Origin of the sequence: Streptomyces sp. NPDC020747 (assembly GCF_044334695.1) — a bacterium.
In the GTDB taxonomy this organism is placed as follows: domain Bacteria; phylum Actinomycetota; class Actinomycetes; order Streptomycetales; family Streptomycetaceae; genus Streptomyces.
In genome coordinates this window covers 196,813-215,922 of sequence record NZ_JBIRTJ010000017.1, presented here as the reverse complement: position 1 = coordinate 215,922, position 19,110 = coordinate 196,813, and the positions used below count along the sequence as shown (strand labels likewise).

Below are 19,110 nucleotides of genomic sequence, written 5' to 3'. Positions count from 1 at the left end.
GGTGGTCAGTCCTCCAGGACGGTGCGCAGGTCCCACAGGGTGCGCCAGGTGGCGGAGCCCTGTTCGGCGCGGCGCCTGACGGGGCCGTCCCAGTAGCCGCGCAGCCGGGCCGCGTCGGCGGGGTCGTCCTTACGGACCACACCGAGGAGGTGACCCGGCAAGAGGCCGAGGACGTCGCGGTCGCCCGGGAAGTAGGCGGCGGCGAGCCCCAGCGCGCCCGCCACGGACACGGCCTCCGCGGTGCTCATCACCGTGGAGGGCCGCTCGACCTCCCAGCCTTCCGCGGACCGGCCCTCCCGCAGGTCCCGGAAGGCCGTGATGAGGGCTTCCAGTACAGCGTCGTCGACCTGGAAGGGCGCTCCGGCCCGCTCGACCGAGGCGCGTGCCTGACTGCGTACGAGCGCGGTCTCGGCGTCGAGGTCCGCGATGGGGCCGACGGTCTCGAAGTTGAAGCGCCGCTTGAGCGCGGCCGACATCTCGGAGACCCCTTTGTCGCGCAGGTTGGCGGTCGCGATGAGGCTGAAGCCGGGTGCCGCGTGGGCCAGGGAGTCCTCGGTGCCCGCCAGTTCGGGCACGGCGATGCGCCGCTCGGAGAGCAACGACACCAGCGCGTCCTGCACTTCGGGCAGGCAGCGGGTGACCTCCTCCACCCGGGCCACTGCTCCCCGGGTCATGGCGGTCAGGACGGGCGAGGGCACGAGGGCCTGCCGGCTGGGCCCCTGGGCCAGCAACAGGGCGTAGTTCCAGCCGTACTTGAGCTGGTCCTCCGTCGTGCCCGCGGTGCCCTGGACGACCAGGCCACTGGTGCCGCAGACGGCGGCGGACAGCAGCTCGGACAGCATGGACTTGGCGGTGCCGGGCTCGCCGACGAGCAGCAGCCCGCGCTCGCCGGCGAGGGTGACGACGCACCGCTCGACCAGGGCTCGGTCGCCGACGAACTTGCCCTCGACGACGAGGCGCCGCGGCACACCGTCGGGTGTCGGGGCGCCGTCGGGCAGCCGCAGTGCCCGGCCGTCGCTGCCCATGACGAACGTGACGACGGCACGGGGCGTGAGCCGCCACGCAGGGGGGCGCGGCCCGTCGTCGTAGGCGGCGAGGAAGGCCAGCTCGGTGGCGTGCCGGTCCTCTGGCGGGGTGATCTGGCGGGCCGTGTCGGGGGCCAGGGTGGCTGTCATCGGTGGTCCGTCCGGTCGGGTCGGGAGGTCGTCGGCAGAGGGGTAGTCAGCTGAGGGGTCGTCATACGGGGAGCCGTCAGCAAGGGATCGTCCTGCCGGCTCGGGCGGTCGGCTCGGCGGTGGTCATCGGCGGCGGCCCTTCCGGGTGGCGCGGGTGGTGAGCTTCTCGTAGGCGGGCGCGTCGCCGTCCTGGACGCGCTGCCAGGCGCGGGCGAACAGGTCGGGCACCGGGAGGCGGGGCACGGCACGCGAGCGGTCGCGCACCGGATAGAGGCCCTCCTTCCAGGTCTCCACCGGCAGGGCGGGGGACTTGAGGTCGCGCCAGCCGCAGGGCAGGAAGAGGGTGCGCCCGGCGCGCGGTCGCTTCGCCTCGACAACCAGGTCGGTGGCGGCCAGTTCGGTGCGCGCCTTCTTCAGCCGGGCGGGCTTCCAGGCGGTCCAGCGGGCGCAGTTGCGGTCCGTCGGATCGGGCAGGGCCAGCAACTGGAGGTAGAGCGCGGCCGCGTCCTCACCCAGACCGTGTGCCGAGGCCACTTCGGCGACCAGCGCTGGAGCGACGACGGTGGGGTCCTGTGCGTGACCGACGGGCTCCTCCGGGGCGAGGCCGGCCGCCAGGGCGCGGTCGAGTCCGGCGCCGAGGATCGTGCGCAGGGCCTGCAGACCACTGTCACGATCCGGACCCACCAGGCCCTCCAGGAGTCCGAGGACCGCGTCGTCCGGACCGGAGAGAGCGGCGGGGCGGAGCAGGACCGTCTCCTGGTCGCGGTACCAGGGGCGCAGCACGAGGGCCTCCCCGACAGGCGTCAGACCGTGTGCGTCGGCGCCTCCGGTGGCGGGAAGCCCGTACGCCTTGCGCAGTTCGACCGCTGTCGAGCCGCCCTTGTCCGTCCACTCGACGTCGAGGTCGAGCAGCAGCCCGGGGTCGGTGAGGCGGTGCCGCACGGCGGCCAGGCCCTCGGGCAGCCGGGCGCGCAGCGGGTGCCCGTACGGCAGGCCGTAGGCGAGTGCGGCCAGCGAGGCGACGGCACGGGTCAGGTCGTACCGTCCGGGCAGCGCCTCGGGGTCCGCGGCGACGAGATTGCCGTCCTTGTCCGGCCGTTGCACCGTCGTGCGGCTGATCCAGGGGGTGAGCGTCGGGTTGAGCACGGCCTCGGCGGATCCGGCGGGCAGACCGGCGAGGTCGACCGCGAGGTCCTCGGGCAGGCGGACGACGGAACCGAGGCGCTCGGCCCACACCCGGCCCGCGGACGCGATGTCCGGACCAGTCGTCCACAGGTCCGCGGGGTCCTCGGGCAGCAGGACGCTCATGAGGGCGAACCGGTCCTCGCGGCCGAGCGACGACAGCCGGCCGTTGCCCAGGTCCAGCTGCCGGGGCTTGAGACCGATCGTGGCGAGTACGTCGGCGCTGGGGTCTTGCGGACGAGCGGCGAGGAGCACGGTGGCCTGGACGGGGCCCAGACCGTCGCGGGTCGCGGCGGCGAACGCGGCGGGCGCCTCGGGGTGCCAGGGTGCGGCGCCCTTGTCCCGGATCGTCCGGGTGAGAGCGGCCAGCCCGTCGGCGGGGAACGCCGACGGCACCGCGGTCTCCTTGTCCAGGGTGAAGTGGGCGACGGCGCCGAACGCGCCGGAGGGATCGTGGTCGAGGGCGAGCCAACAGACCCGGTTGCGCTCGGTGTCGACGTTCTGGCAGCCGAGGAGGACCACGGTGCGTCCGTCCCGGCGGAGCACCTGACCGGCACGTTGTTGCTTGTCGTGCGGCTCGCTCAGCAGGATCTCGCGCAGCCCGTTTCCGGGTGCGGCAAGCGGGCCTTCGGCGACCGCCTCCAGCAGCAGGAGCAGGGATTCCCGTTCGTCGTCGGTCAGGGTGGGCGTGGCGGCCCGGTAGGCCAGCGGCCGCAGCACGGCCAGGAGCGACGGCCACACGATGCCGATGCCGGGGATCGTGCGCTCCTCGCTCCGCCAGCCGTCACCGAGGGCGCCGGTCTGCGCGAGATCGGGCAGCGGCTTGCCCTCGGCGGGCCGTCCGGACAGCACGTGGTTCACGGCCCGGATCTGGCGCAGGGCGGTCCACGCGTGGTTGCCTCCCCACCATCCCCCCAGTTCGGCGATGCCGGCGGTGACCGCGCGCAGGGTCCGGTCCTCGCCGTGCTCGGGGCTGTAGTCGGCGAACATCTCCTCGTTCTGCCGCCGTTCGGACCCCTTCTTCTCCACCGGTGGTGCCACGAACGCGGCGGCCGACCCGGTGAGTTGGAGCGCCGCACGGACCAGGGCGGACACACCGATGAGCAGCCGCTCGTCGGCGAGGCCGGGCAGGGCCCTCGACACGGCAGGCCGAATGAAGTCGTCCACCGACGGGACGACGGGCTTGCCGTCGACGGTGGCACTGGCGGCGTCGCCGGCCTTGACGACCTGGGCCTCACGCTCGGTCAGGGCCTGGGCCCCGGCGCGCAGCACGTCGGCCGCCGCCTCGTCGGTGAGCGCGCGGAGCACGGCGGACGCCCGTTCGTCACGGGGGCGCAGTGCGTGCCAGAAGGCGAGAGGCGGTACGAGCCGGGTGCCGGCGGCGTACTCCCCGCCCCGCTGACCGGGTGTCACCCGGCCGAGTTCGCCGGTGGCCGAGGTGTCCTCGGAGGCGAACAGCGCGATGTGCTGGTGGAGGTACGCGGCGACGGGTTCGGCACCGCCGGGCAGTCGGAGCGCACCGAGAGGGAAACCGGCCGTCCGCAGTGTGACGGTCCGGCCGTCCGGCGTACCGCTGGTCGTCCGGGCCTCGGCGCCCTCGCCCTCCGAGCGCACCCAGCGGCCGAGCACCGAGCCGTCTGTGCCGAAGGGGCTGTGTTCCAGGCCGGGTTGCAGCGGCAGGACCTCGCAGTGGTGCTGCAGGAGTGTGGCGTCCTCGCGGATGCCGGAGCGCAGGAAGGCGGGCAGAGAGGCCCGTCCGTGCGTACCGGTGGCCGGGTCGTACTCCAGCCAGACCTGCTGCCGGCCCTGCCTGCCCTGGCGCCAGCAGGTCGTGCCGTCACCCATGACGGACCGGCTCGGCGGCAGGACGGTGTCGCCGGCGTGCAGGGTACGTCCGCCGGTTGCACGGCCCCCGTCGGTCAGCGGGATGGAGGGGGCTCCGGCGTCGTTGCCGTACCAGTGGGGCAGTTGCTCGCCGCCGAGGGTGAACACCTCGGACGGCCGGGCCGACCAGTAGCCGAACTGCTTGCTGTCCTGCCGCCACATCACGAGCAGTTCGCCGTCGGTGTAGCGGAACTGCGGTTGCTGCCAGCGGTCGAGCTCGACGGGCAGGCGCAGGTCGTGGTCGAGCAGCACCTTGTCCGGTCCGACGACGACGGCCTTGTGCCTGCGGGAGAGGATCAGCGCGGGCCAGGCCTCGGTCAGACGCAGTGGGTCGTCATCGTGGTTGTGCCTGCGCTTGCCCTTGGGCTTGGTGTCTGTGTCGGGTTCGAGGAGGCGCAGCGCCTCGTCCAGGGCCGGCCAGCCCAGTTCGTCGGGGATGCCGGCCCGAAGGGTGCGGCCGAGCAGCGGCGCGATCTCGTGCTCCGCGACACGTGCGACCGCTTGAGGGCTGACCCGGGCGGCGACCGCACGGAAGGGGCGCAGGCGGCTGAGCGCCGCGCGGGCGCCGGGCAGGCCCGTCGAGGCGCGGAACGTCTGGGCCGCGTCGTCCAGCCACTCGCGCAGCACGTCACCCAGTACGGGATGTGAGGCGAGGGCCTCCAGCACGCCGGCGAGTGACCGGTTGTCGCTCAGCGCGTCGATGGCCCGGTGCAGCAGGGGCCGGAAACGCGGATCCGCGGCGGTGGCGGTGAGGTCGCGCCCACCGGACTCACGGTCGCGAAGCCAGCGGTCGAGGGACAGATACACCTCTTTGTCAGCGTCGGGCATCGCGAGGGGAACTCCCTGCGCCACGCACAGGTCCAGCAGGTCGAGGTCGGCACCTGCGTGCCAGCGGCCCGTGAACAGGTCCACGGCCCGGCCGTCGGCACACAGCCGCGGCGCCATTCGCTCGACGAGCTGGAGGGTGAGCGGCGAGCGTCCGCTGACCGTGCCGCCGTGCTTGCGGTGGGCGGCCCAGCGGCTGAGCCACTCCGCCGCGTCGACAGCTCCCGTCTTCTCGCCGTCCTGACGGAACTGACTGTCCTCGCCGCCCTCGCTGTCCTCGCCTGTGACCTCGCCTGTGAGGAGGCGATCGGCGCCGCTCTCCGCGAGCAGCGTCAACCAGAACTCGTCGTCCTTGACGTCGCGTTCCAGGGCGGTCGGCATGATCTCCAACAGCCGTGCCCGTACGGCCGGTTGCCGCTCGGCGAGGACCGGGAGGGTGGCCCGGTAGGCGGTCCAGAACGAGACGGGCGCGCGCACCGCGGCGGGCGAGGCGACCAGGTCGGCCACCAGGGCGCATTCCTCGGTGACCCGGGGCAGCCCGGCCGCCTTGATCAGGCCGCGGGCGTCCTGCGGCAGCGACGCGTACGGCGGCATGCCCGCCGCGCAGCGCTCCACGCACAGCTGCCGGAACTGCGACCAGGCCGTGGCCGGGTCGAGCCGGTGGGCCAGGTCCTTCACATACTCCTTGAGCGCCTTGACCGTCAGCGCCCCGGCGAAGGCGAACTCCAGGAACACGGCGCGCTGCCGCTCCTCGTCCACGGCGAGTGCGTGCACCCGCTCGGCCTCACGGGCCTTGCCGAAGAAGGCAGCGGCGTACGTCGTGTTCTCGTGCTGGAGGAAGATCCGGGCGGCCTGCTCGTAGAAGGTGGGCAGGAAGTGCGGCACGGCACGGCCGAGCCGCTCGCCGAGTTCCTCGAAACCCTCTTTGGCGGTGCCGGGGCGGGACTTGGCCTGGCGTGCGAGCCGTTCGACGTCCTTGACCAGAGCCAGCGCGTGGTGGCCGTTCGCCGGGTCGTTGACCAGCGCCCAGGCGGGGAAGCCGAGGGTCTCGCGGCGTACCTGTCCGACCTCGGGGGTCTCCGGTTCGCGGGCCAGCCCGAGGAACTCCAGGGCGAGGTCCTCGGCCTCGCCGAGGGTGCCCGGCACGAGACGGACGGCGAGCCGGCCCTCCAGCGCGGGATGGGTGTACGTCCGTACGGTGAGGGAGTCGGCGTCCTCGCCGGTGCTGGTGCCCACGGGCAGGACGGCACCGGCTTCGAGGAGCGCGGCGGCGGTGGTCTGTGCGTAGGTGGTCATGCCGCCTGCTCCTCGTCCTCGATGTCACGCCCGGCGAACAGTGCGGCAGCCATGCGCATGCCCTCCGACCAGGCGACGGGCCCCACCTGACCGAGCTTCAGCACCCGGCCGGAGCCGTCGGTCCACATGAGGGGGCCGGTCTCGGTCTCCTCGTAACCGTCGTAGTCGCCGATCCAGACCCGGGCCTCCACTCCGCGGGCGTCCTCCCGCACGGAACAGACGGCGTTGCCGCCGCGCACGCGGTAGCCGAGCTGGGTGGTCCTGCCGTGCAGGAAGCGCAGTTGCTTGAAGGCACCGCCCGCGTAGTCCTCCACGGTGGTGGCCTCGGCGTCGAGGCCGGCGGGGCGCTGCCACACTTCGCGGAAGAGCTGCTGGGCCCGCTGCTCGACGCCGAGTTCGACGGCGAACTCCCGCAGTTCCTCAAGGTCGTCGAGAAGGACGGGGTGGGGGAGGTGGACGAGCTCGGGGGCGATGCGCACGCTGTCCCCGTCCAGGTCGACGAGGCCGAGCCCGCGGCCGAGGTCGGCGTCCCGGAGGAATCCGGCCACCTCGCCGTCCGGACCGGTGACGACGAGATCGCGCAGCGCGCTCTGCCAGGCGGGATCCGGCCACACCCGGGCGATGACGGCGAGGGGCACCGGAAGCGAGCGCACCATCCACTTCTCGACATCGGCGAGGCACTGGCGTTCGTGCCGTTCCAGCCACTCGGCGAGCTGCCGCAGTCCCATGACCGCGGGATCGTCGGCGAGTTTGGCCGGTACGGACTTCAACTGCCGCCCCGCGGCGTTGCGGCACACCACCTTTCCGCCGTCGAGGCCGACCTCGTAGTCGCTGGCCGTGACCCACCCCATATGTGCCTCCCCGCACTTCACTGATCAAGTGACCGGAACTCTAGGTGAGACCACTGACAACGCCTGCTCCGAGCCCACTTGGAACCGCCTCCGAGCCCACTCGGACCCCGCCTCCGTGCCGACTTCGAGTCCGAAGTCGGTAAGTCCCCAGTAGCCTGCGGGTTTTCGAGTGTCGTGGGAAACAGGGGGTGCCGGATGGGACGTCAGGATCTCGCGGACGCGCTGGACGACGAGCTGAGGAGGCGGCTGCTGCCCCCGACCGCGGTGCGCGCGCTGGGACTCTGGCTGGCCGGATCCGGCGCTCGGTACGCGACAGGTGCCGGCGGCCACGACGTGGAGTACGCGCCCGCACGCTGGACCGGTATCGAGCCATGGCCCGTTGGACTCCCCGAGCGGTCGCGGACGGGAACCGCGAGAATCAGCCGCGACCAGGTGGTCGCCGCGACCCGCGGGGCAGCGGAGCGCTCGGAGTGGTCCGAGGCCCTGGTCGCGTCGTACGTATGGGGTCAGGGCCGGACCGGCTACGGTCCGCACCGCCTCAGGGAGATCCTGGCGGAGCCCACTGTCGACGACGCGTTGGCCACGGCCGGGTCGGTTCTTCGTCAGGAGGGTGCTGTCGCGGCGTACCGCGGTCTCCGCGGAGCGGTGAAGGGGCTTGGACCGGCGTTCTTCACCAAGTTCCTCTACTTCCTCGACCAGGGCCACCTCCTCGACCCGGCGACGGACGCGCCCGCCGAGCCCCGTGCGCTCATCCTGGACCAGCGGGTCGCGCGCGTGATGAGGGCCCACGCCACGCGGGTCGGCGCGGACATGGCACTGGCTTCCGCGCCGGCCGTGGCCGCCTGGATCTGGTCCGACAGCGGCTGGACCTCCCATCGGTACGGGGTGTACCTGGAGTGGATCCACGCCGCGACCGAACAACTCGCCTCCGCGGGGATCGGCTGGCCCGGGTCACGCCCGGACCTCCTGGAGCTGGCGTTGTTCGACGGTGTCTGGGAGCCGGCGTCCTGACAACTGGCGCGTAGGAACGCCTGACCTGCCTTCTTTCGGCCTGGTCGAATCTCGTAGACCGGTGGTCGTGTTCACACGCACTCTTACTTTCGTTACAACAAGCACACACCTTGGGAGAGACATCATGCGCACCCATCGCCTAGCCCTCCTGTGCAGCACCGCCGTACTGGCCCTCGGAGGGAGCCTCGCGATCGCGCCCTCCGCGAGCGCCGCGGTCGCCGAGCCGAACTGCAACTACATCTCCGACACCGCGCGGCCCACGGTCCGTCCCAACGACGAGGGCAACGCGGTTCGTCAGGTGCAGTGCCTCATCAACGTCTACAGCAAGTACGACACCTGGATCGACGTGGACGGGGACTACGGTCCGGCCACCGCGCGGGGCATCTACTGGGTGCAGACCTGCAACGGCACCACGGGTGGTGCCGACGGCATCGTGGGCTCCAGCACCTGGAACCGTCTCTACAACCCCAAGGCCGCCTGCGCCCTCTAGGAGCGCTCCTCCGTTCCACCGGCTGCCCGCTTCCCGACCGGAGGAGCGGGCAGCGTCGACCGGCCCGGACACCCCCACAGGAGGAATCACGCGATGTCGGTCCCGGACTCGAACCCCGCAGGCTCCCTGAGCCCAGCCCACACGGCGTCCCCGGTATCGCGACGCGTGATCCTGGGCGCCCTCGGAGTCGCCGCCGCGTTGAGCGCCGTGCCCCGCCCGCCCTCGGCTGTCGCCGCCTCCGCCGCGTACACGTTGCGCTCGCGCGCCGCCTGGGGCGCGGACGAGACCCTGCGATACGTGGCCGACGGCACGGAGATCTGGCCGCCGGAGTACTACCCGGTCCAGACCCTCACCGTGCACCACACCGACGACGGGAGCACCGATCCGGACCCGGCCGCCGTGGTGCGCGCGATCTACCGCAACGACACCGTCGGCAAGGGCTACGGCGACATCGGCTACAACTTCCTGATCGACAGGAACGGCCTTGTGTACGAAGGGCGTTGGTCCGGCACGGACGGCACGCCCGCGCACGACGTGTCGGGGCGGATGGTCACCGGCGCGCACGTCCAGGGGTACAACAGCGGAAACCTCGGAATCGCCCTCCTGGGAACGCTGACGACCACGCCCCCGACGGCCGCCGCACGCACCGCGCTCATCCAGCTCCTGGCCGAACTCGCCGATCGCCACGCGATCGCCCCCTCGGGGAAGGTGTCCTACGTCAATCCGGTGAGTGGGGTCAGCCGCGTATCGCCCGCCATCGGCGGCCACCGCCACTGGGCCGCCACCGACTGCCCGGGTACGGTCTTCGCCGACATGCCCGCCATACGCACAGAGGTGGCCGCCCTGATCCAGGGCTGACGGCTTGGGCGTACACAGCACTGACTCCGCCGTGTGCGCCCGAGGATGATCCGTTCCGGTCATTGTTCTTACGGGGGCCGGCGCGGCATTGTCTGCCTCATCGGGCAGGAATCACGCATGGGGGGACCGTGCTGCGTATCCACTTCACGTCGGAGGATCTCGTCCGAACGCGGCTCGCCTGCCGCCCCGACCCCTTATGGGAGATCACCGCCAGCCTGCACCGCCTGCAGTCCCAGGCCGGGCGCTGGGCCCATGCGGCCTGGTACCGCGACGCCCGCGCCGCCATCGCGGCACAGCAACTGGGCACCGTCGTACGCACATTGCTGCTTCCGCTGTTCCCCCGCGCGACGTACTTTCCCGACTTCCTGACCCCGGCCGAGGCGGGCCAGGGACTGAAGAGCGGCCTGGACGCGATCCTCGACACGCCGCCCGCCCGGGTCCGGCACGAGATCGGTCTGCTGGCGCAGGTCAGGAAGGTGCCGGCGGACATGTACCGCCTGGCCGACAACGACGTCCGCGGGGAACTGGTCGCGGCGCTGCGCAAGTACCACAACGCGGCCATCGCCCCCTACAGCGACCGTATGCAGGCGCGTGTCGACGCCGAGTGCGCTCATCGAGGCCGCGATCTGCTGCACGGCGGAGCGGAAGGGCTGCTCGGGGGACTGGGGCCTGCGATGCGCTGGAGAGCCCCCGTCCTCGAGGTGGAGTACGTGGGCGGTGTCGATCGTGATCTGCACCTGGGCGGCCGCGGCCTGTTCCTGATCCCCTCGTACTTCTGCTGGCAGAAGCCGGTGTCCTTCGCCGACCCCGACCTGCCGCCCGTCCTGCTGTACCCACTGGCATCAGGCGGCCCCATGCCCCAACACCACCCGGCCGAGGCGCCGTTGTCGGCGCTGCTCGGACGCACCCGCGCCGCGGTACTGCTCGCGGTGACGTACGGCGCCACCAACTCGGAGATCGCCCGCGCGGTCTCGGTGTCCCCCGCCAACGCCAGCCACCACACCACGGTGCTGCGCGACTCGGGACTCATCGCCAGCCACCGCCACGCGAACACCGTCCTGCACACCCTCACCCCGCTGGGAGCGGCACTCCTCCGCCTCCCCGACCAGGACCCTCAGATCACGGTGCAGGACGGCTGAGGGCGGAGGTCCGGCGGCCGCCTCGACTTCACGTGGACCAGGCCATGAGCATGAACTCCTGGGCCTGGTACGCCAGTTGCCCCGAGGGGATCACCGAACGGCGGGACTGGAGCCGATCTCCACCACGCGAGCCCACGTGGGCGGAGTGTCGGGGACGTACTCGGGATCGTCCTCGTCCCACGACCCGGAGTCGTACGGCCGGGGGAACAGGCCGACCACCGTCCGGCAGGACGGCTGCGTGCTCGGCCAGGGTGTCTGGCCGTCGGTCAGGACGACGATGACATCCGGCCGCGGCCGGGTACGGAGCGCCTTGGCGAAGCCCGTGCGCAGGTCCGTGCCGCCGCCGCCCAGTAGCGGAATCCCCTCGGCGCGGCACAGCGGGTGCACGAACTCGGCGGCCGCGTCGCACGGCAGTACGGAGACCAGGTCCCGGCGGCCGCCCACGGCACTGGAGATCGCGGCAACCTCCCGAAGAGCGCTGCCCAGTTCGGCGTCGCTGACCGAGCCGGAGGTGTCGATGATCACGGAGACCCGGGGCGGCCTGCGCCGGAGACTGGGGAGCACCACGCCGGGCACCCCGGCCGAGCGGCGTGACGGACGACCGTAGCTGTAGTCCTCGCCCGCGCCGGAGCCCGAGGTCGCCGAACGGATCGCCGCGCCCAGCAACTCCCGCCACGGCTGCGGAGGTTGGAACGCCTCCTCGGCCCATCGCTGCCACGCCTTGGGGGCGTTCCCCGGCCGGCCCTTGATGCCCTGCGCGACCCGGAACCGAACCGCGTCGCGTTCCTGGGCGCTGAGGCCGTGCGCGCCGTTGGGCCCCAGCTCCCAATCCCTTTCCGAGCCGTCCGCCCCACTGCCGCAGTCCAGCCAGGCGTGGCTCTCCGTGCGCGGCCCGAGCCGGAACTGCCGCAGGTAGTCCTCCATGAGTTGGCCCTCGGGCAGCCCCAGGGAGCCGGGCTCGACGACGTCCTGGGGCCAGGCGAGCCCATCGCCGTACACGTCGTCGTTGATCTCGCAGTCCGCGGCGATGTTCATCCGCAGCCGTTCCCCGGGGCCGGTCAGTCCGCGTTCCTTGGCGGCCCTGTCACTGCGCCCGTGGTGGTCGCGCAGCAGGTGCGACACCTCGTGCACCCACACACCGGCCAGCTCCTCCACCGGTGTGCGATCCACGAACGCCGGTGAGACGTAGCACCGCCAGTGCCGGTCGACGCCCATCGTGGGTACCCACCGTGACTCCACGGTGTGCAGGGCGAACAGCGCGGTGGCCAAGTAGGGCCGGGCCCGGGCCGCCTGCAGCCGGGCGGCGAAGAGTTTGTCGAGGTCCAGCGCCCTCGGCGGCTCCGGGGTCACCGGCCCGCCTTGGTGGCGACCGCGGCCCGGGCCGCCGCCCGGTCCGCCCGCCGGGAGATGGACACCGCTCCGGCCAGCCGTTCGATCGACGCCGGAACGTCCCAGTCCTGCCGGCGCAGCGAGGCGAGCGTGGTGGCGGGGACGACCACCAGGTCCGGCGCTCCGGTGTCCAGTGCCCGCACCAGGAGCGCCCACGCCGCGTCCCAGCGCTCCTTGTCCGGGCGCTTGCGGACGGCGGCCACGACACCGTCGAGTACGGCCTGTCGCAGATCCCCCCGCTCGGGCAGGACGGCGGACTCCGGGTCGGCGAGCAGCAGTTCGGGGTCCGGGAGGTCCATACGGTCCAGACCGGCCAGCAGTTCCAGACCGGGGCCGTCTCCCACCGTTCCCCTGACCAGCAGGGACAGCACCTCCCGGGAGGAGCCGGCCGCGGTCGCGAAGGCGATCAGACACAGGGTCATCTCCCAGCTGCGCGGTGACGGCCAGGGTCCGCCCCGACGCGTCTCGTTGCTGGGCAGCCGGTGCACGAGTCCGGGGCGGGCGGAGAGGAGTTCGCACACGGCACGGCGGGCGAAGTTCACGGCCCCCGGCAGCCGCTCCGGATCCAGCCGCGGAAGTGTGGCCCGCGGCCATGTCCCGCCGAGGCCACGAACCACCACGTCGTGGTCGTGGGTCCACTGGAGATGGACGAACCGGTTGGCCAGGGGCGGGCTCAGCTCCCAGCCGTCGGCCGCCGAGGACCGCGGATTGGCCGCGGCCACGATACGTACACCGGGCGGCAACCGCAGGGCGCCGATGCGCCGTTCGAGTACGAGGCGAAGCAGCGCGGCCTGTACGGCGGGAGGCGCGGTGGACAACTCGTCCAGGAACAGCAGCCCGCGCCCGGCCCGTACCAGTCGGACCGCCCAGTCCGGCGGGGCCATCGGGACGCCCTGTTCGGCGGGATCGTCGCCGATGACCGGCAGCCCGGAGAAGTCCGACGGCTCGTGCACGCTGGCGATGACGGTGGTCAGCGGAAGGTCCAGGGACTCGGCGAGCTGTGTCAGGGCCGCGGTCTTGCCGATGCCCGGCTCGCCCCACAGAAGGACGGGCAGGTCCGCGGCGACGGCCAGGGTCAGGGCCTCCAGTTGGATGTCGGGGCGCGGTTCCGTGGTGGTGTCGCGCAGGCGGGCCAACAGGTCGCCTGCGACGTCCAGTTGGGAGAGGTACGTCGGGTCGGAGGGTGCGTCGGGCGCGGCGAACGGACTGTATGAGGGCATGTTTGATCACCTGAGGGTTCGTGGAGCGGCGAGTGAGGCAGGGGCGAGTGAAGGCAGGAGTGACTAAGGGCAGGGGGAGTAGAAGGCAGGGAGAGATGTCCCTGGATCAGCGGCCGGTCGTGTGGCGTGGACGGGAGCGGTGGTCACGGGGGCGAGGTGGCTCCGGGTGGATGCGGCCGGGCCCGGGGCCGACGAGGTCCGCCCGGAAGAGCCCATAGGTGATGCGCCGCCGCGCGGCCGTTTCCAGTTCGTCCCGCAGCGCGCCGTCGCGCAGCAGTGCGGCGGGGCCCAACAGGCCCTCGACGACGGCCAGTGCTCCGGCGATGTCGCCGTGGTGGAGGCGTTCCCGGACCCCGGTGAGGCAGTCCGGACGGCGGTGGGCCGTGTCGATGGTCTGGAGGCAGGGGAGCGGTGTGCCGGTCAGCTCGGCCAGGAGTTCCTCCCGGCGGATCTCGACAGGGTCGTGGTCCAGTGGGGACAGGACGCCGTCGACCAGGCCGATCCGATGCTGTTCTCCCCGGCACTCCACGAGGTGCGGTCGCCCGGTCCGGGCGGTTGCCCGATCCCGCCCTGCCCGGGCAGGAACCTGCTCGGGGGTCCGGGAGGGAACTGCCGGGGAGTGGTCCGGTGCCAACGCCGAAGCGACCAGCGGGTGCAGCTGACCGACCTCGATCGAACCACCGCGGACCAGTTCCAGGTCGGGCAGCGTCCAGGTCGCCGCGTCGGGGAGGACCGGCAGCGCGGCGGTCGCCCCTCTCGTGGGCGCCACCGCGACGGTGACCCCGGGCAGCCCTGGGCCCTCACCGTCCGCGTCCAGGTCCAGTAGCAATCGCCGGCCGGACCCCAGCCGCACGGCGACGGTACCGGTGGACCGACCCTCGGCGCGGAGCAGTATCCCCGCCTCGGCGGCCCACCGGTCGACGGCACAGCGCGGATCCCACGGCACCGGCTCCAGCACAGCCGGGTTCACCAAGGGGACGTCCATGCCGGCCTTCACCGGGGGAAGGCCCGCGCCTGCCGATCGGTCGGCCCCCGACCGGACCCGCAGCTCATCGCTTCTGCGCGCGTCCCACAGATGACGGTGCAGATCGAGGCGGAACCGGCGGTTCGGACGGGGGTGCGGGTGACGGCGGGCGCCCGCATCGCTGAGGGACCCGTCCCACAGCGCGAGGCTGATGCGCTGACCGGCATCCGCCCAGGCGGGCGCGGTCCGGACCACCAGACACACCGGGCCCGGGCCGTCACGTGTGCCCGGGCCGTCACGCTCCACCGCGTCGTACCGCGTCAGAGCGATCGTCAGGCCAGGGCGCAGCAACCCGTGGGGAGCGATCCTCGGCATGTGCCAGCGCAGCAGGTCGGGCGCCAAGTGGCGGAGATCTGCGCGGACTTGGGCGGCGAGGTCCCGGCCGCGGGTACGAGCCAGGGACCGCAGATCGAGATCCACGTCCACATGGGCGGCGGCACACGCCCCCGCCCAGTCCCCGGCACGGCGACGGGCGGTGGCAGTCTCGATCATGGAGGGCGGCACGGCGAACTCTCGCACGCGCGGCCAGAAGGAAAGGCGGAGTTCCTCGTACGCGGTGTCAGTGAGCATCAGCACTCACCTTGCGCGGACGGGACCCCCGATCTGTCAACAGAGTGAGTCGTCATCGCGAGCGACAGTATCGCCCCCACGTCGACCTGTCAGGTGGTTTTCCGTGGCGGTCGGTTCCGGCCGGCTGGATCCGCGAGGGCCTGGAGCACCGCGGCCACGGCCTGTCGCAGCCGTGGCGACGGGTCCGAGGCGAGGGCCATCAGCCGGTCGTGCAGCGCATCGCGGTCCGGCGGGGGCGCGAAGCCGACCTTGAGCCACTGCTTCAGACCGAGCGCGGCGCTGTGGCGGACCGGCTCCTGAGGGTCGTCGAGGCCCCGCACCAAGCGGCGTACGTCCTCCTCGGCGCCGTAACTGCCGTGACCGGGGCCATTCAGGTCCTCCGGGACGAGCAGCGGGAGCACCGCGACCCGGACCTCGTCGTGCGCCTCGGCGCTGTCGGCCAGGCGTCGCAGGGCCGGCAGGGCGTCCGCCAGCCCGATCAGGGCGTAGCCCGTCCGCCAGGCGGTGCTCGGGTCGGCCGTGAGGCGAGCGACCAGGGCGTGGGTCACGGGCCAACGCTCCCACAGGCGCAGTCCGTTGTGGACGGCTGCGCCCAGTCCGTCGACGGCACCTGCCCGCACATCCGTGTCCGGGTCGTCGAGCAGTGGGAGCAGCAGCCACACGGCGTCCCATCTCCCGCACTCGCCGACGGCTTTCGCGGCGGCGGCACGGGTCGGTCCCGGCGTCGCCGCGTCGGCGATGACACCGCGCAGGTGTTCCACGGCGGTCCCGGTGTCCACCTCTCCCAGCGCGCGAGCGGCCGCCGGACCGGCCACGGGGTCGCGAAGCCATCGCCGTGCCGGGCCGATCAGCCGCCGGTCGCCCGGCTGTTCCAGCATGCCCAGCAGACGCGCCGCCACGGCCGGGCTCTGTTCGGCGTCAAGGGCTTCGGCAAGGGCGTCACGAACCTGCGGCCTCTCCATGTCGGACAGTCGACCCGCCACCGCGATCTGAACATCGGGGGACGGGTCGCGCAGCCCCGCGAGCAGCGAGTCGAGCAGCCGCCCGTTGCATTGTCGAGGCAGCAACGTGAGTGCCTCTACGCGTGCGGCGGCGTCGCCCTGCCGTGCCGTCCGGATCACCTCGGCCTTCACGGCCGGATCGTCCCTCAGCACGTGGATCAGACTCCGGGCGCGACCCCATATGGCGCCGTGCGGATCGCCGAGCAGGCTCACCAACGCCGGGACATCGCCAGGCACGCCCAATGCCGTCAGGCCGACGAGAGCGTTGATACGGACGTGGTACTCCGGGTCGTCGAGCAGCTGCGCGAAGGCCCGCACGATCCCGTCGCCGTGAAGCTCAAGGCGGATGGCGGCGAGCGAGGCCTTGCGGCGCACCCATGGATCCATGTCGCCCATCAGGAGCGGCAACACCTTCTCGCCCGCCTCCGGCACCCCGAGCCGACCGAGGCCGACGGCCGCGGCCTCGCGCACCTGGGGCACCGGGTCACCGGCCGTCTCGGCGAGCACCCAGGCATGCTCGCGACGGCCGAGCTTGCCCAGGCCCTTCACCGCCGCCACGCGACGCTGCGTACTCCGTCCCGCCAACTCCCGCAGGAAGAAGGCGATCTGGTGTTCCGATGCCATGTCGCACCCCGGAAAGGAAGACTTCCGAGCCGCTCGGAGGTTGTACGGCCGGACCGGGGCGGCCGAGGCTCACAGCGCGCGGGCGAAGGAGTCGAGTACGGCGAAGTCGGCGTCGAGCAGCCCGACCCGGGCGTCGACATGATGCAGAAGCGCCGCGCCCCCGTGGTGCGAGGCGACGAAGGCGCGGTCGGTGTCGTCGAGGTCGTCGTCGACCCAGGCGAACGGACGGCCCTCGGCGTGTGCGACGAGGTGACGGGTCTTCCAGAACGTGCCGTCCGGGCGTATGTCATGTGTCGTGGGCCAGTCCACGACCGGCAACCGGGGAAGCCCGATGACAGGCCCGATGAACGTGTTGGCCTCCGCGCCCCAGGTGGTCGCCCACACCAGGTCGTACCGCTCGCCCAACTCCCGTAGCCGGGAGCCGTGTTCGGGGTTGAGCCACACCCGGAGCGGCTTCACGCGGGCCCGCGGTGTGCCGGGGTGCTGGGCTATCCAGCCCTCGGGTTTCATCCGATGCGTGGCATAGCCCGCGGGCCGCCGGTGAGGCTTGGCGGCGTAGGGGTTGAGTGGCCCGTCCACGTCGAGGTAGAGAAGCGGCCGGTTCATGCCGATACCCCCCTTTCCCATCGCTGTTCCCGCCCCGCAGCCGGCTTGGTTACGGCACTACCGGCCAGGTGGCGGTCACCAGCCAGAGTCGGGCTGTCAGACGTACGCCGGTGTCCGACTCATAGGCGCGAAAGGCGTCGACCGCCGCGAGCCGGGCGCGCTCCGTGGCCTGCGGGTCGGCGTCCCGCAGCCAGTGCCGCACGGGGCCCCAGCCGAAGAGGAAGGCCGCGGCGTCCTCCGCGTCCGCTCCCCACAGCTGAGTCCGTTCGATCGCCACGGCGTCGGCGTCCTCGAAGCCGGCGTCGCGCAGTACGCCCATGGTGCGTTCGGGGTCGGCGAAGGAGGCGGGGCCGGTCTTCGTGTCCTGGGACAGGTCGGGCAGGGGCACATGCTCGCCGACGGCGGCGAGGACGACGGACTGTTCCATCCGGCTGAAGGCCTGCGGACAGACGAAGGCGAGGCGCCCGCCCGGCCGCAGAGCCCGTCCGATGTTGGCGAACGCGGCCACCGGGTCGGCGAAGAACATCACCCCGAGGCGGCTGAGCGCCACGTCGAAGCCCGCCTCGGGAAAGGGATGCACCTGGGCGTCGCCCCGTACGAAGGAGACATTGTCGAGCCCCTCCTCGGCGGCGCTCGCCCTGGCCCGCTCCAGCATCGGCACGGACAGATCGACGCCGAGCGCACGGGCTCCTCGGCGGGCCGCGAGACGGGTGAGACGTCCGTTGCCGCAGCCGATGTCGAGGACCGCGTCCGTGTCCTCAACGCGGGCGGCGGCCAGGAGAGGCTCGTTGGAGGCGTCGTTGAGGTTGTCGTAGCGCGTCTGGTGATCGGCCCAGTGGGTGCCTTCATAGCCGTTCCAGGCCTCGGCCTGATGCGTGTTCACGATCGTCGCGTCCGTCATACGTACATGGTGACGCCCCGCTTCGACTCGTGTCACCGCGTGGGGGGCGGGGCTTGAGGGCGTGCAGCAGGCGGAGGCGGCCGATCGGGGCCCCTCGCGGTGTGCCCGGGCCGTGGTCATCAGCCGGTCCAGGGCGTCGCGGGTGTGAACGAGTACAGCGCCTGACACCGGCGGTTCCGACCGGGACCCGGGCGGCTCACCCGGTGTGCTGCCCGACGGTTCGTCCGTCGCGGATGACCGTGCCCGACCGCGCTCCGAGAACGGGTGGCGTCAGCTCGGGGCGTCCTCCGGTCCGCCGTCGTTCTCCTCCACCGGTGGCATGAAGGCTCGGAGCCAGCGTTCCGTCTGGGCGACGTGGGCCTCGGCCGCGCCGGCGGCGGCGCCCGGGTCGCGGTCGGCGATCGCCGTGGCGAGGACCCGGTGGTCCGCGTCGCTCTTGCGTCGCATCTCCGGGCCCTCGGGGAGGGTGAAGACCTGGTACTTGCGGGAGCGGGCGCGGAAGACGGCGAGCAGGGAGGCGAGTGTGGGGTTCTCGGCGGCCCGTGCCACCTCGGCGTGGAAGCGGTGGTCGAGTTCGGAGGCCTCGGTGGGGTCCTCCGTGGCCTCCATGGACTCGATGAGGGCGTAGAGCGTCTTCACCGTCTCGGGGGTCCGGCGCGCGGCGGCCTTGGCGGCCACGTGCGCCTCCAGCACCCGCCGGATCTCGTAGACCTCCAACAGGCCCGACAGCGGCAGGAGTTCGAGGGTCAGCGAGAGGCTTCCGATGACGTCCTCGGGCCGGAGCTGGGAGACGTAGGTGCCCGAACCGTGCCGCGGCTCCACCACGCCGAGAGCCGCGAGCATCCGCACGGCCTCGCGCAACGGACCCCGCGAGACGCCCAGTTCCTCGCCGAGCTCGGCCTCGGGCGGGATGCGCTCTCCTGGGCCCAGACGGCCCGTCGCGATCATGTGACGCAGACCGTGGAACGCCCTGTCGACTGCGGACATCCGACTCCTCCCCTGACGGGCCGGCGGCACCACCGAAACCCTCGGGCACTGTAGTCAGTCATCTGATGTCTCGGATG

General features: G+C 72.4%; 14 protein-coding genes. 4 read left to right on the top strand and 10 right to left on the bottom strand.

The genetic code is table 11. The features are described 5' to 3' along the window. Positions 1-5: 5 nt before the first annotated feature. The 3 genes from ACH4YP_RS37320 to ACH4YP_RS37310 form a co-directional block, all read right to left on the bottom strand. A complete protein-coding gene (locus tag ACH4YP_RS37320; protein ID WP_361057584.1) occupies positions 6-1,175 on the bottom strand; it encodes an AAA family ATPase in 1,170 nt (389 codons plus the stop codon). 123 nt (positions 1,176-1,298) lie between these two features. Further along, positions 1,299-6,362 carry a hypothetical protein gene (locus ACH4YP_RS37315; RefSeq protein WP_361057582.1) on the bottom strand — a complete coding sequence of 1,688 codons (5,064 nt, stop codon included), beginning with the start codon at positions 6,360-6,362 and terminating at the stop codon, positions 1,299-1,301. Beyond that, positions 6,359-7,213 (bottom strand): DUF4132 domain-containing protein, encoded by an 855-nt coding sequence (locus ACH4YP_RS37310; protein WP_361057580.1) that lies wholly within the window; start codon positions 7,211-7,213, stop codon positions 6,359-6,361. Before ACH4YP_RS37310 ends, ACH4YP_RS37315 begins: the two co-directional genes overlap by 4 nt. Before the next feature lie 195 nt (positions 7,214-7,408). Here ACH4YP_RS37310 and ACH4YP_RS37305 point away from each other — a divergent pair, with 195 nt between their 5' ends. The 4 genes from ACH4YP_RS37305 to ACH4YP_RS37290 all read left to right on the top strand — a co-directional run bounded on the left by ACH4YP_RS37305 (position 7,409) and on the right by ACH4YP_RS37290 (position 10,711). Beyond that, a complete protein-coding gene (locus ACH4YP_RS37305; RefSeq protein WP_361057578.1) occupies positions 7,409-8,224 on the top strand; it encodes a hypothetical protein in 816 nt (271 codons plus the stop codon). A 124-nt stretch (positions 8,225-8,348) separates the two neighbouring features. After that, the gene (locus ACH4YP_RS37300) at positions 8,349-8,714 is read left to right on the top strand and encodes a peptidoglycan-binding domain-containing protein (protein WP_361057576.1); all 366 of its coding nucleotides are present in this window, start codon (positions 8,349-8,351) and stop codon (positions 8,712-8,714) included. A gap of 93 nt (positions 8,715-8,807) precedes the next feature. Further along, a complete protein-coding gene (locus tag ACH4YP_RS37295) occupies positions 8,808-9,572 on the top strand; it encodes an N-acetylmuramoyl-L-alanine amidase (protein ID WP_361057574.1) in 765 nt (254 codons plus the stop codon). Between the two features lie 128 nt (positions 9,573-9,700). After that, complete coding sequence (locus ACH4YP_RS37290; protein ID WP_361057572.1) at positions 9,701-10,711, top strand: winged helix-turn-helix domain-containing protein; 1,011 nt, start codon at positions 9,701-9,703, stop codon at positions 10,709-10,711. A 90-nt stretch (positions 10,712-10,801) separates the two neighbouring features. Here ACH4YP_RS37290 and ACH4YP_RS37285 read toward each other — a convergent pair whose 3' ends face one another. The 7 genes from ACH4YP_RS37285 to ACH4YP_RS37255 all read right to left on the bottom strand — a co-directional run bounded on the left by ACH4YP_RS37285 (position 10,802) and on the right by ACH4YP_RS37255 (position 19,033). Further along, the gene (locus ACH4YP_RS37285) at positions 10,802-12,061 is read right to left on the bottom strand and encodes a VWA-like domain-containing protein (RefSeq protein ID WP_361057570.1); all 1,260 of its coding nucleotides are present in this window, start codon (positions 12,059-12,061) and stop codon (positions 10,802-10,804) included. Beyond that, positions 12,058-13,320, bottom strand: coding sequence for an AAA family ATPase (locus tag ACH4YP_RS37280; protein WP_361057568.1), 1,263 nt, complete (start codon positions 13,318-13,320; stop codon positions 12,058-12,060). Before ACH4YP_RS37280 ends, ACH4YP_RS37285 begins: the two co-directional genes overlap by 4 nt. Positions 13,321-13,426: 106 nt before the next feature. Then, positions 13,427-14,914 carry a hypothetical protein gene (locus ACH4YP_RS37275; RefSeq protein ID WP_361057566.1) on the bottom strand — a complete coding sequence of 496 codons (1,488 nt, stop codon included), beginning with the start codon at positions 14,912-14,914 and terminating at the stop codon, positions 13,427-13,429. Between the two features lie 89 nt (positions 14,915-15,003). After that, the gene (locus ACH4YP_RS37270) at positions 15,004-16,539 is read right to left on the bottom strand and encodes a HEAT repeat domain-containing protein (RefSeq protein WP_361057564.1); all 1,536 of its coding nucleotides are present in this window, start codon (positions 16,537-16,539) and stop codon (positions 15,004-15,006) included. Between the two features lie 69 nt (positions 16,540-16,608). Then, positions 16,609-17,145, bottom strand: coding sequence for a hypothetical protein (locus ACH4YP_RS37265; RefSeq protein ID WP_361057562.1), 537 nt, complete (start codon positions 17,143-17,145; stop codon positions 16,609-16,611). A gap of 49 nt (positions 17,146-17,194) precedes the next feature. Beyond that, positions 17,195-18,046, bottom strand: a complete 852-nt coding sequence (locus ACH4YP_RS37260) for a methyltransferase domain-containing protein (RefSeq protein WP_361057560.1) — start codon at positions 18,044-18,046, stop codon at positions 17,195-17,197. A 270-nt stretch (positions 18,047-18,316) separates the two neighbouring features. Next, positions 18,317-19,033 carry an FCD domain-containing protein gene (locus ACH4YP_RS37255; protein WP_361057558.1) on the bottom strand — a complete coding sequence of 239 codons (717 nt, stop codon included), beginning with the start codon at positions 19,031-19,033 and terminating at the stop codon, positions 18,317-18,319. Positions 19,034-19,110 lie beyond the last annotated feature (77 nt).

Coding starts and splice junctions, on each gene's coding strand:
- ACH4YP_RS37310 (WP_361057580.1), bottom strand. CDS start 7,213: ATGGGGTGGGTCACGGCCAGCGACTACGAGGTCGGCCTCGACGGCGGA.
- ACH4YP_RS37300 (WP_361057576.1), top strand. CDS start 8,349: ATGCGCACCCATCGCCTAGCCCTCCTGTGCAGCACCGCCGTACTGGCC.
- ACH4YP_RS37260 (WP_361057560.1), bottom strand. CDS start 18,046: ATGACGGACGCGACGATCGTGAACACGCATCAGGCCGAGGCCTGGAAC.
- ACH4YP_RS37320 (WP_361057584.1), bottom strand. CDS start 1,175: ATGACAGCCACCCTGGCCCCCGACACGGCCCGCCAGATCACCCCGCCA.
- ACH4YP_RS37295 (WP_361057574.1), top strand. CDS start 8,808: ATGTCGGTCCCGGACTCGAACCCCGCAGGCTCCCTGAGCCCAGCCCAC.
- ACH4YP_RS37315 (WP_361057582.1), bottom strand. CDS start 6,362: ATGACCACCTACGCACAGACCACCGCCGCCGCGCTCCTCGAAGCCGGT.
- ACH4YP_RS37265 (WP_361057562.1), bottom strand. CDS start 17,145: ATGAACCGGCCGCTTCTCTACCTCGACGTGGACGGGCCACTCAACCCC.
- ACH4YP_RS37270 (WP_361057564.1), bottom strand. CDS start 16,539: ATGGCATCGGAACACCAGATCGCCTTCTTCCTGCGGGAGTTGGCGGGA.
- ACH4YP_RS37255 (WP_361057558.1), bottom strand. CDS start 19,033: ATGTCCGCAGTCGACAGGGCGTTCCACGGTCTGCGTCACATGATCGCG.
- ACH4YP_RS37305 (WP_361057578.1), top strand. CDS start 7,409: ATGGGACGTCAGGATCTCGCGGACGCGCTGGACGACGAGCTGAGGAGG.
- ACH4YP_RS37280 (WP_361057568.1), bottom strand. CDS start 13,320: ATGCCCTCATACAGTCCGTTCGCCGCGCCCGACGCACCCTCCGACCCG.
- ACH4YP_RS37275 (WP_361057566.1), bottom strand. CDS start 14,914: ATGCTCACTGACACCGCGTACGAGGAACTCCGCCTTTCCTTCTGGCCG.